Annotated in this window: 11 protein-coding genes; 8 read left to right on the top strand and 3 right to left on the bottom strand. The window is 20.2% G+C overall.

Going from position 1 to position 12,461, the window contains the following annotated elements; all coding sequences use genetic code 11:
- The first annotated feature begins 84 nt into the window (after positions 1 to 84).
- Together map and dapD are read left to right on the top strand one after the other, a co-directional pair.
- A complete protein-coding gene (gene map / locus RJT18_RS00790) occupies positions 85 to 879 on the top strand; it encodes a type I methionyl aminopeptidase (protein WP_343154932.1) in 795 nt (264 codons plus the stop codon).
- 62 nt (positions 880 to 941) lie between these two features.
- Positions 942 to 1,763 carry a 2,3,4,5-tetrahydropyridine-2,6-dicarboxylate N-succinyltransferase gene (gene dapD / locus RJT18_RS00785; RefSeq protein WP_343154931.1) on the top strand — a complete coding sequence of 274 codons (822 nt, stop codon included), beginning with the start codon at positions 942 to 944 and terminating at the stop codon, positions 1,761 to 1,763.
- A gap of 72 nt (positions 1,764 to 1,835) precedes the next feature.
- Here the strand turns inward: dapD and RJT18_RS00780 are convergent, their stop codons facing one another.
- Positions 1,836 to 3,227 (bottom strand): trypsin-like peptidase domain-containing protein, encoded by a 1,392-nt coding sequence (locus tag RJT18_RS00780; RefSeq protein ID WP_343154930.1) that lies wholly within the window; start codon positions 3,225 to 3,227, stop codon positions 1,836 to 1,838.
- A gap of 280 nt (positions 3,228 to 3,507) precedes the next feature.
- Here RJT18_RS00780 and ilvB point away from each other — a divergent pair, with 280 nt between their 5' ends.
- From ilvB to erpA, 6 genes are all read left to right on the top strand, one after another.
- Positions 3,508 to 5,199, top strand: coding sequence for a biosynthetic-type acetolactate synthase large subunit (gene ilvB / locus RJT18_RS00775; RefSeq protein WP_343154928.1), 1,692 nt, complete (start codon positions 3,508 to 3,510; stop codon positions 5,197 to 5,199).
- Positions 5,200 to 5,208: 9 nt separating this feature from the next.
- Complete coding sequence (gene ilvN / locus RJT18_RS00770; RefSeq protein WP_343154926.1) at positions 5,209 to 5,448, top strand: acetolactate synthase small subunit; 240 nt, start codon at positions 5,209 to 5,211, stop codon at positions 5,446 to 5,448.
- Between the two features lie 65 nt (positions 5,449 to 5,513).
- Entirely contained in the window at positions 5,514 to 6,461 is a 948-nt protein-coding gene (gene rsmH, locus RJT18_RS00765) for a 16S rRNA (cytosine(1402)-N(4))-methyltransferase RsmH (protein ID WP_343154924.1), read from the top strand.
- A gap of 192 nt (positions 6,462 to 6,653) precedes the next feature.
- Positions 6,654 to 7,889, top strand: coding sequence for a cell division protein FtsA (gene ftsA / locus RJT18_RS00760; RefSeq protein ID WP_343154923.1), 1,236 nt, complete (start codon positions 6,654 to 6,656; stop codon positions 7,887 to 7,889).
- Positions 7,890 to 7,909: 20 nt separating this feature from the next.
- Complete coding sequence (gene ftsZ, locus RJT18_RS00755) at positions 7,910 to 9,070, top strand: cell division protein FtsZ (RefSeq protein ID WP_343154922.1); 1,161 nt, start codon at positions 7,910 to 7,912, stop codon at positions 9,068 to 9,070.
- A 153-nt stretch (positions 9,071 to 9,223) separates the two neighbouring features.
- Positions 9,224 to 9,541 carry an iron-sulfur cluster insertion protein ErpA gene (erpA, locus tag RJT18_RS00750; RefSeq protein ID WP_343154920.1) on the top strand — a complete coding sequence of 106 codons (318 nt, stop codon included), beginning with the start codon at positions 9,224 to 9,226 and terminating at the stop codon, positions 9,539 to 9,541.
- Between the two features lie 224 nt (positions 9,542 to 9,765).
- Here erpA and lpdA read toward each other — a convergent pair whose 3' ends face one another.
- Entirely contained in the window at positions 9,766 to 11,175 is a 1,410-nt protein-coding gene (lpdA, locus tag RJT18_RS00745) for a dihydrolipoyl dehydrogenase (protein ID WP_343154918.1), read from the bottom strand.
- 73 nt (positions 11,176 to 11,248) lie between these two features.
- Positions 11,249 to 12,460: a 2-oxo acid dehydrogenase subunit E2 gene (locus tag RJT18_RS00740; RefSeq protein ID WP_343154917.1), complete on the bottom strand. Its 1,212-nt coding sequence runs from the start codon at positions 12,458 to 12,460 to the stop codon at positions 11,249 to 11,251.
- Position 12,461 lies beyond the last annotated feature (1 nt).

Raw genomic sequence — 12,461 nt, 5'->3', positions numbered from 1 at the left:
ATAAATTTAAAAAATTTTTGTAAAACTTACTTTATATTATATTATAAATTAAAATAAATTTTTAAATAAAATAACAATTATAATATGAAAAAAATAAAAATAAAAACTAAAGAAGAAATAGAAAAAATGAGAATATCTGGAAGATTAACTGCAAAAGTTTTAGAAATGATAAAAAAATATATAAGCATAGGAATAACAACTGAAGAAATAGACAAAATATGTCACGATTACATAATAAATAAACAAAAAGCAATACCAGCATGTCTAGGTTATAAAGGATTTCCAAAATCTACTTGTATATCTGTAAATAATATAGTATGTCATGGAATACCAAATAAATATAAATTACAAAATGGAGATATAGTAAATATAGATGTATCTGTAGTAAAAAATGGATATCATGGAGATGCTTCTAAAATGTTTATGGTTGGAAAAGTAAATAAAAAATATAAAAGATTATGTAAATCTGCAAGAAAAAGTTTATATATAGCTTTAAAATTAATAAAGCCAGGTATAAAAATTTCAAAATTAGGTAAAAATATACAAAAATATATATCAAAAAAAAAATTTTCTATAGTAGAAGAATATTGTGGTCATGGAATAGGAAAAAAATTTCATGAAAATCCACAAATATTGCATCATTATGACAAAAGACAAGAAACAATAATAGAAAAAGGTATGGCATTTACTGTAGAACCTATGATAAATTTTGGAAATAAAGAAGTATATTGTTGTAAAGATGGATGGACTGTTAAAACAGTAGACAAAAGCTATTCAGCACAATATGAACATACTATAATAGTTACAAATTCAGGATGCAATATTTTAACTTTTCAAAAAAATGAAAAGATAAATAAAATATTAATAAATAAAAAATAAAAAATGTTATAATAAAAATGTTTATAATTTTTTTAATTAAAAAAATATAATGAGAGAAAATTATGCAAAAAATAATAGAAATCATAGAAAATGCTTTTGAAAAAAGAGAAGAAATAAAAATAAAGAATAAAAAAAAAGATCTAATAGATGCTGTAAATAAAACAATGAAAATGTTAGATAATGGATCTATAAGAGTATCAGAAAAAGTAAAAAATTCATGGAAAACTAATGAATGGATAAAAAAAGCAATACTATTAAAATTTATAATTTCAAAAAATAAAATAGTTCATAGTTTAGAAACAACATATTATGACAAAATAAAATTAAAATATACAGATTATCACGATGAACAATTTGAAAAAGAAAAAGTTAGAGTAGTTCCTCAAGCTACTGTAAGATATGGAGCTTTTATAAACAAAAAAAGTGTTCTTATGCCTTGTTATATAAATACAGGAGCATACATAGGAAAAAATACTATGATAGATACATGGTCTACTATAGGTTCTTGTGCACAAATAGGAAACAATGTACATATATCAGGAGGAGTTGGTATAGGAGGAGTTTTAGAGCCGTTACAATTAAATCCTACAATTATAGAAGATAATTGTTTTATAGGAGCTAGATCAGAAATAGTCGAAGGAGTAATAGTAGAAAAAGGATCAGTTATATCAATGGGAGTATATATAGGTCAAAGTACAAAAATATACAACAGAGACACACAAAAAATAAGTTATGGAAAAATTCCAAGTGGTTCTGTTGTAGTTCCAGGATCTATTCCTTCTAAAGATAAAACACATAATTTATATTGTGCAGTGATAGTGAAAAATGTAGATTATAAAACATTAAATAAAACAAAAATAAATAAAATTTTAAGAAAATTTTAAACATTTAAAATATTTTATAAAAATATTTTTTTGTTCTTCTGACAAAAATTTTTATCGGAAGAACAAAAAATTTTAAGATTTCATAAAAAGATATATATTATTATTTCCTCTTTTTATATAAAAAACAGACATATTTTTTTTCTTAGAAACAAAATTATCCAATTTAGAAAAATTATTTATATAATTATTATTTATATTAATTATAATATCATTGTTTCTAAATCCATATTTATATGCATAACTATTTAATTTTACGTGTTTTACTTTAATAATATTGTTTCCATTTATTTTTGTAATAGATATTAACAAACCTGGTATTTTATTATATATATTTTTACTACTAACATTAAATGATATAAAATCTTTTTCTTCTATTAAAAAATTTTTTATCTTGCCATTTCTTATTAATTTTAATTCTATTTTTTTATCAATAGGAAAAGAGTATATATCTGCTTTAAAAGAAAAAAAATTTTTTACCAATTTTTTGTTTAAAGAAATTATTATGTCTCCTGGATGTATACCTATATTTTCAGCCAATGAATAAGAAATTACTTTACTAACAAAAATTCCTTTATTTACTTTTAAATGCATAGATTTTGATATTTCTTCATTTATTTCAATTCCTATTATACCTAACTCTCTTTTTTGAACTTCTCCATATTTTTTTATTTGTTTTATTAAATTTTTTACCATATTAGAAGGTATAGAAAAACCTATTCCTATATTACCTTCTTTTGGTGATAAAATAGCAGTGTTTAAACCAATGAGCTCTCCTCTTAAATTAACTAAGGCTCCACCTGAACTACCTTTGTTAATTGCTGCATCAGTTTGAATAAAATTTTCATAATTTTCAATATTTAAACCATTTCTTCCAATAGCAGATACAATTCCATAAGTTGCTGTATTTCCTAAACCATAAGGATTTCCAATAGCTATTGAATAATCTCCAACTTTTACTTTATCAGAATTAAAAAATTTTATAGCCACTAAATTTTTTGCTTTTTTTAATTTTATTAATGCTATGTCTGAGTTATTATCTGAACCAATTATTTCTGAGTCATATATTCTACCATCATTTAATTTAACTTCTACATGATATGTATCTTTAATAACATGACTGTTCGTAACTACATAACCATTTTTTGCATCTATTATAACTCCTGAACCTAAAGAATTAAAATATTTTTTTTCAAATTTTTCATTAATGTTATTATTTGTATTATTAAAATTATAATCGTAAATTTTTTTATTTTTCTTTTTATGAAAAAATTTTGATCCTTCTGCATCTATACTAACTATAGATGGCATTACTTTATCAATAGTATTAGACAAGCTAGGAATATATTTATCGTATATATTATTTTTTTTATTTTCACAACAAATAGAAAAATTAAAAAAAACAATTAAAAAAATAAAAAATATAGATAAAATATATAATTTAATATTTTTAACACATTTTATCATAATTGTCTCCTATAAAAATATTTTAAAATAACTTCATAAAATTGTATTATAATATTTAATAATAATGTTTTTTAAAAAATTTAAAAAAAATAACAAAATATTAATAAAAATTATTATATAAAAATTTTTAAATAAAATAATAAAACAATTTTAAAAAACAAAACTAAATTTATTAAAAAATATTATTAAAATTTTTACTAAATATAAAAATATCTATAAAATAAATATTGTTATAAAAATATAAATTTATATATTAATAATATATTATAAAGGAAAAAAAATGCTAGGCGCAGATATAGTAGTAAAATTTCTTATAAAACAAAAAATTAAATATATATTTGGATATCCTGGAGGATCAGTTCTAGACATATATGATTCTATAAAAAGAATTGGCAAAATAAAACATATATTAGTAAGACATGAACAAGCAGCTATACATATGGCTGATGGATATGCTAGATCTACAGGAAAAATTGGAGTAGCTTTAGTAACATCTGGACCAGGAGCAACTAATTCTATAACTGGTATAGCTACAGCATATATGGATTCTATACCTATAATAATAATATCAGGTCAAGTTGATTATTCTTTAATAGGAAATGATGCTTTTCAAGAATGTGACATGATAGGTATATCAAGGCCAATAGTTAAACATAGTTTTTTAATAAAAAATACTTCAGAAATATATAAAACATTTAAAAAATCTTTTTATATAGCAACTTCAGGTAGACATGGTCCTGTAGTAATAGATATTCCTAAAAATGTATTATCTAATAACATAAAAAAAAAATATTTTTTTATAAAAAAAAATAATATAAAATTAAATAAAAAAGAAACAGTAAAAAAAGAAAAAATAAAAAAAATATTTAAAAAATTACAAAAATCTAAAAAACCTATTATATATGTTGGTGGAGGTATAATATCATCTGAATCTAGTAAATATTTGTTATTATTATTAAAAAAATTAAATTTTCCTATAACTACATCATTAATGGGATTAGGATCAATATCTGGAAGACATGAACAATGTCTTGGAATGTTAGGAATGCATGGAACTTATGAAGCTAATATGGCTATGCACAATTCTGATATAATATTAGCTATAGGAGTTAGATTTGATGATAGAACAACAAACAATATTTCTAAATATTGCCCTAATTCAGAAATTATACATATAGATATAGATCCTACATCAATATCTAAAACTGTAAAATCAAATATATATATTATAGGAGATGCAAAAAATGTTATAAAAAAAATTATAAAAATTTTAGAAATAAAAAAATATAAAAATAATATAAAAAAATGGTGGGAAAAAATACAATCATGGAGAAAAATAAATAGTTTAAAATATAAAAAATCTTCGAGAAAAATAAAACCACAATATGTTATAGAAACTGTATGGAAAATAACAAAAGGAAATTCATATATTGCATCTGATGTTGGTCAACATCAAATGTTTACAGCTTTATATTATTCTTTTGAAAAACCGAGACAATGGATAAATTCTGGAGGATTAGGAACAATGGGTTTTGGATTACCAGCCGCTCTTGGAGTAAAACTTGCATTTCCAAAAAAAAATGTTATATGTATAACAGGAGATGGAAGCATTCAAATGAACATACAGGAACTTTCTACTGCCAAACAATATAAAATACCTATCTTAATAATAAATTTAAATAATAGTGTATTAGGAATGGTAAGACAATGGCAAGATATAAACTATTCTAGCAGATATTCTCAATCATATATGAAATCATTACCAAATTTTTCTAAATTAGTAAAATCATATGGTCATATAGGAATAAGGGTACATAAAAAAAAAGAACTATATAATATAATAAAATATGCGTTAAAAAAAACTAAAAAAGAACTAGTATTTTTAGATATAGAAGTAGATGCTTCAGAACATGTATATCCTATGCAAATAAAAGGATTAGGTATGAACAATATGATATTAAAAAAATGTTAGGAAAAATTTATGAAAAAAATTTTATATATATTATTAGAAAACAAATCAGGAGTATTATCTAGAGTAATAGGTCTGTTTTCTCAAAGAGGATATAATATAAAAAAAATTAAAGCCAAACCTTTAAAAAATAATAAAAAAATATCAAAAGTTTTAATAGAATTATACAAATATAAAAATATAAACAATAAAATAAAAAAACAAATATTTAAATTAATAAATGTTTTAAAAGTAAAAATAGTAAAAAAATAATTTTATAAAAATAATATATAAAAAACTTATTAAAATTTTTATAAAAACTATGAAAAATAAAAAATATGTCTAAAAAAAATTATCATATACCAGTTTTATTAAAAGAAATAATACAAAATTTAAAAATTAAAAAAAATGGAATATATGTAGATTGTACATTTGGATCAGGAGGACATTCAAAAAATATTTTAAAAAAAATTGGAAAACATGGATTTTTATATTCTTTAGATAAAGACCCTTATAGTATAAATTTTTCTAAAAAAATAAAAAATAAAAATTTTAAATTTATAAATGATTCTTTTGAAAATCTTATAAAATATGCTAAAAAGTTTAATATAATAAAAAAAATTGATGGAATTATATTAGACCTTGGATTTTCTACAAATCAAATAAAGAATAAAAAAAGAGGTTTTTCATTTAATTTAAATGGAACTTTAGATATGAGATATAATCAAAAATATGGAATTTCAGCAAAAAAATGGATAAATAATAGTAATAAAAAAAATATATTTAAAGTAATAAAAAAATTTGGACAAGAAAAATTTGCATCAAAAATATCTAAGGCTATAGTAAAATATAGAGAAAAAAAAAAAATAGAAAAAACTTTAGAATTATCTGAAATAATAAATAAAATTGTTTATAAAAAAAATAGAAAAATAAATCCATCTACTAAAACTTTTCAAGCAATAAGAATTTATATAAATAAAGAATTAAAATGTATAAAAAAAATTTTGAAAGATTCACTAAAAATTTTATCTTATAAAGGAAAGTTATTAGTAATAAGTTTTAATTCTTTAGAAGACAGAATAGTAAAATATTTTATGAAATCTAATAGTAAAAATATTAATATACCTCATAAACTACCTATAACTTATAAGAAAATAAAATATTTAGATGAAAAAAAAAAATTGAAAATATTTAAAAAAATACTTCCTAGTAAAAAAGAAGTTAAAAAAAATATAAGATCACGAAGTGCTATATTAAGAATCGCAGAATTAAAAAGAATAAAATAATTATAAAATTAAATTTAAATAATAAAATATTTTTTATATAAAGAATATTAACACAAAATTTTTAAAAAATAATTTTGTTAAAAAAAAATATATTTATAATTTTTAAAAATTTTTCAAAAAATAAATATTTTTAACAAAAAAAATTATAAAAATTTTAAAAATTGAAAATAAAGTATAAAAGTGACATAAAATATGGAAAAAAAATTAGTTACAAGTATAGAAATAGGACATAATAAAATAGTTACATTAATAGGAGAAATTTATAATAATAATATAAAAATTATAGGAATAGGAAAAAACAAATCTAAGGGAATTAATAAAAAAGGAATATATGATCTAGAATCTATAAAAAACTGTATAGAAAAATCTATAAATAAAGCAGAAATAATGTCTAAAAAAAAAATAAAATCAGCATATTTATCTATATCACATGCAAAAATAAAATGTCATAATGAAATAGGAATTATACCAATATCTGGAAAAGAAATTAAAAAAAAAGATATAAAAAATGTTATATATTCAGCTAAATCTATAAAAATAAATAATGAACATATAATATTGCACGTAATACCTCAAGAATATTCTATAGATAAAAGATCTGGAATAAAAAATCCAATAGGTTTGTCAGGAATGAGAATGAAAGGTAAAGTACACTTAATTACTTGCCATAAGGAAATATATAAAAATATAAAAAAATCTATAGAAAAATGTAAAATAAAAGTAAACAAACTAATATTTTCAGGAATAGCCTCTAGTGAAGCAGTATTAACAAAAGAAGAAAAAAAACTTGGTGTATGTATGATAGATATAGGAAGTAATTCTATAGATTTAAGTATATATTGTAATGGATATACTATATATAATCATGTAATACCATATGCAAGTGAATTAGTAACAAATGATATAGCATATGCATTTTCAATATCATACAAAAAAGCAGAAAAAATAAAAATAAATCATGGATGTACTACAGTTCCTATATTAGAAAAAATAAAAAATAATAATATATTAGATTCTAATGGAAAAATAATAAAAAATATTAATGCTCAAAGATTAATAGATGTAATAGAACCTAGATATATAGAATTATTAAATATAGTAAAATTAAAAATAATAAATATACAAAAAAAAATATATAAACGAACCGGAAAGGAAATAGAAATAAAAAGAGGAATAGTAATTACTGGAGGTGGAGCTAAAATAAAGTTTTTAAAAAATTGCGCAAAAAAAATTTTCTCAACAAGAGTTAGAATTGCTATACCTAAAAATATAAAAGACAAAAATAAAAAAATTTATGATCCTATATATTCTACATCTGTTGGAATATTAAAATATGTAAAAAAAAATAACAAAATTTGTAAAAAGGAAAAAAAAAATAATTTTATAAAAAATATTTTTAAAAAAATAAATAAATGGATAATTAAATAACAAAAACATAAGGAAAAAAAATGTTCGAAAATTTAGATTCTATAAAAGAAGCAGTTATAAAAGTTATTGGAGTTGGAGGAGGCGGAGGCAATGCTATAGAACATATGATACAAGAAAAAATTGCTGGAGTAGAATTTTATGCTGTTAATACGGATTCTCAAGCTTTAAAAAAAATAGAAGTAGAAAAAACTATACAAATAGGAAAAAATATAACTAGAGGTTTAGGAGCCGGATCAAATCCAGAGATAGGAAAAAATTCAGCAAAAGAAGACAAAGAGTCATTAAAAACAGCTATGGAAGGTGCTGATATGGTTTTTATAGCAGCAGGTATGGGGGGTGGAACAGGTACAGGAGCAGCACCTGTAATTTCAGAAATATCAAAAAATATGGGAATATTAACTGTTGCTGTAGTAACAAAACCATTTAGTTTTGAAGGTAAAAAAAAAATGTTATATGCAGAACAAGGAATAACAGAATTATCTAAAAATGTTGACTCGCTTATAACGATACCAAATGATAAATTATTAAAAGTTTTAAATAGAGGAATTTCATTATTAGATGCATTTAGAGCTGCAAATAATGTATTAAATGGAGCTGTACAAGGAATTGCTGAACTAATAACTAAACCAGGTTTAATGAATGTAGATTTTGCAGATGTTAGAACTGTGATGTCAGAAATGGGTTATGCAATAATGGGGACTGGTGTTTCTTCAGGAGAAAACAGAGCAGAAGAAGCAGCAGAAATGGCTGTTTCAAGTCCTCTTCTAGAAGATATAGATTTATCTGGAGCTAGAGGTGTTTTAGTAAATATAACAGCTGGTTTAGATTTAAAATTAGAAGAATTTGAAATAGTAGGAAATACGATTAGAAACTTTTCTTCAGAAAATGCTACAGTAGTTATAGGTACATCTTTAGATGATGAAATGAAAGAAGAATTAAGAGTAACTATAGTAGCAACAGGAATATCTCCTGAAAAAATTTATAACATTAATAATACAAAAAAAAAAAATTCTGATAAAATGTTATTAAAATATCAAAATCAATATTTTAATAAAAAAAATAAAAATAAAGAAACAGAAAATAATAATATTAGTAATAAAAATTATATAAAAAAAAATAAAAAAATAGATTATTTAGATATACCAACTTTTTTAAGAAATCATAACAAAAATAAAATATAAAAAAAAAGAGGAAAAATATGTTTGAAAAAATAGAATATATAACAAATTATCATGAAATGATAACAAATATTTTATCAAAAACTTTTTTATATATAAGTATAATTAATTTTTTATAATTTTTGTATTTAAACAAATTTTTTAAGTAACAGTAAAATGTATAATATAAAATTAACAAAAAATTCAATAAAAAAAATTTTAAAAATTACTAAAAAAAAATTATATTTTAGAATATATATAATAGGTGGAGGATGTAACGGATTTAAATATAACTTTAAATTAGAAAAAAAAATTAAAAAAAATGATATTATTATAAAAAAAAATAATATTAAAATATTAATAGATTATATAAGTATTAAATATATAAAAAATGGGAAAATAGATTATTTAGAAAATTTAGAAGGATCAAAATTTGTTGTAAATAATCCCAATGCTAAAACTACATGTAGTTGTGGAATTTCATTTAGTACATAAAAAAATAAAAATATATAATATTTTTAAAATATAAAATACATGCATATTAATTTATATAAAAAAATTAAAATATATTATTTGTAAAATATAAAATTTTAACAAAAATAATATGCATGTAAAATTTTTTATAATACTATTTTTTATTAATAAAAAAATAAAAATTTTTTTATATTTATATAAAAATTAAAAAATATAAATTTTATTTTAAGTTAAAAAAAAATATATTAAAAATCTATACATTTTTTTTGAAAAATTTCTGAAGACATACATATAGTTTCATATATAGTAGGATGAGCATGCATAGTTAAAGATATGTCTTCAGCATCACAACACATTTCTATAGCTAAGCTTATTTCTCCAAGAATTTCACTAGCTCCAGATCCTATTACAATTCCTCCTATAATTCTATTAGTATCAGAGTTAAAAATAAGTTTAGTTAATCCTAAACTATATCCAGAAGAAATTGCTCTTCCAGAAAATTTCCAAGGAAATTTAGCAACTTTATAATTTATATTTTTTTCTATAGCTTCTTTTTCTAAAATACCAACCCAAGCTACTTCTGGATTAGAATAAATTACATAAGGTATTATTTTAGGTTGATAATAAATATTTTTTCCATATATTATTTCAGATACAATTTTCCCTTGATAAGAACCTTTGTGAGCTAACATAGGAAATCCAATAACATCACCTATTGCATAAATATTTTTTAAGTTAGTTTGCAACTTATCATTTACTTTTATAGCTCCAAATTTGTTAACTTCTATAGGCAAATTTTTTAATTTTAAATTTTCTATATTAGGTTTTCTTCCAACAGCAACTAAAATCACATCATACATTTTTTTTTTATTAAAATTTTTAAAACTACTTAAACTAACTAGTAGTCCTTCTTTTTTTTCAGAAATTTTAATAATTTTTGTTCCTAATAATAAATTAAATTTATTTAATATAGATTTTTTAAAAATTTCAGTTACATCTTTATCTAAAAAAGGAAAAAATTTTTCGGATCTTTCTATAACATCTATTTTAGAACCTAAAGAACTATAAATAGTTGCCATTTCCATTCCTATAATTCCTGAACCTATTATTAACATATTTTTTGGAATTGTTAAAAAATTTAATGCATCAGTAGAATTCCATACTCTAGCATTATTATAAGGAATTCCAGGAAGAAAAACAGGTATAGATCCAGAAGATATAATAGCATTTTTAAAACTTATTCTTTTACTATTTTTTTTATTTTTTTTTACATAATTTATTAATATACTATTTTTACTTTCAAAATGAGCTTCTCCATTTAATATATTAACATTTTTGTTTTTAGAAATATTTTTTATACCATTTCTTAAAGATTCTATTATTCTTTTTTTTTCTAACATTATATTTAATAAATTAATATTTTTAATGTTTATGTTAATATCAAATTTTTTTAAACTTTTTACTTCTTCGATAATTTTAGAAATATGTAATAAATATTTAGATGGAATGCAACCTTTATTTAAACATACACCACCTAAAAAATTTTTTTTTTCTACTAAAATAGTTTGTACTCCCAAATCTGATAATCTAAATGCAGCAGAATAACCAGCGGGACCTCCTCCTATTACAACTGTATTAACATTTAAATCTTTCATAACATTTTCTCTTAATTTTTATATTTTAAATTATATATATTTAAATAAATTAAAAATATTTCTTATAATAAAATTATTTTATTATAAAACCATGAAATTTTTCTAATTCATTTTTTATAAAATTTATAAATTTCACAGCTTCTACACCATTTATTACTCTATGATCATAACTTAATGAAATAGGAAGAGTAATTATATTAAAAATTTTTTTATTTAAAAAAATATTTTTATTTATATATTTTGAAATTCCTAAAATTGCAACTTCTGGAAAATTTATTATAGGAGTAAAATGCCCTCCTCCATATCCACCTAGATTGGATATAGTAAAATTACCACCTTCCATATCTTTTTTTTTTAAAAAATTAGACATAACTTTTTTAGAAAAAGAAGATATTTCTATAGAAATTTCAAATATACTTTTATTTAAAACATCTCTTATTACAGGAATAAATATTCCTCTATCACAATTTATCACTATTCCTATATTAATATATTTCTTTAAAAATAAAGTATTACTTTTTTCAGAATAAGAACTATTAAAATTAGGAAAATTTTTTAATGCATATCCTATTACTTTAACAATAAAAGGTAATAATGTTATTTTAACAGAATTATTTTCATTATTTAAAATATCTAAATTTACATTTTTTCTAAATTCTTCTAATTTTGTAATATCTATTTCATCGAATTGTGTTACATGAGGTATTGTTAACCAGCTTTTACATAAATTTTTAGAAATAACTTTTTGAATTTTATTTAAATTAACTTTTTCTGTTTTACCAAATTTTTCAAAAAAAAATTTTTTTTCAAAAATATCTTTTGAACAATATTTTTTATAATTAATATTTTTTTTTTCTAAAAATATTAAAAAATCTTCTTTAGATATTCTTCCTTTTTTACCAGTTCCTTTAATTTCAGATAAATTTATATTGTTTTTTCTAGCTAATCTTCTTACCATAGGACTAGTATAAATTTCATCATATTTATTAAATATATTTCTTTCTTTATTAACCTTTAAAATATTATTTCTATGTACTTTTTTTTCTTTTTGATTTTTCTTTTTTAATAAAAATATTTTTGAATTTGTTTTAACTAAATCTCCAATCTTAATAAAAACTTTTTTTATTATTCCTGTTTCTTTTGAAGGTATTTCAATAGAAGTTTTTTCACCTTCTAATGTAATTAAATCTTGCTTTTTATTAACAAAATCCCCTTCTTTTACTAATATTTCTATAACTTCTAATTTTTCTTTCCCAACATCTGGAATTCTAACTTTTTTATACACT

Origin of the sequence: Buchnera aphidicola (Pseudoregma panicola), from assembly GCF_039376655.1 — a bacterium.
GTDB classification, from domain to species: domain Bacteria; phylum Pseudomonadota; class Gammaproteobacteria; order Enterobacterales; family Enterobacteriaceae; genus Buchnera_G; species Buchnera_G aphidicola_C.
The sequence above is the reverse complement of the archived record's forward strand: the minus strand, read 5'-3'. Positions and strand labels throughout refer to the sequence as shown.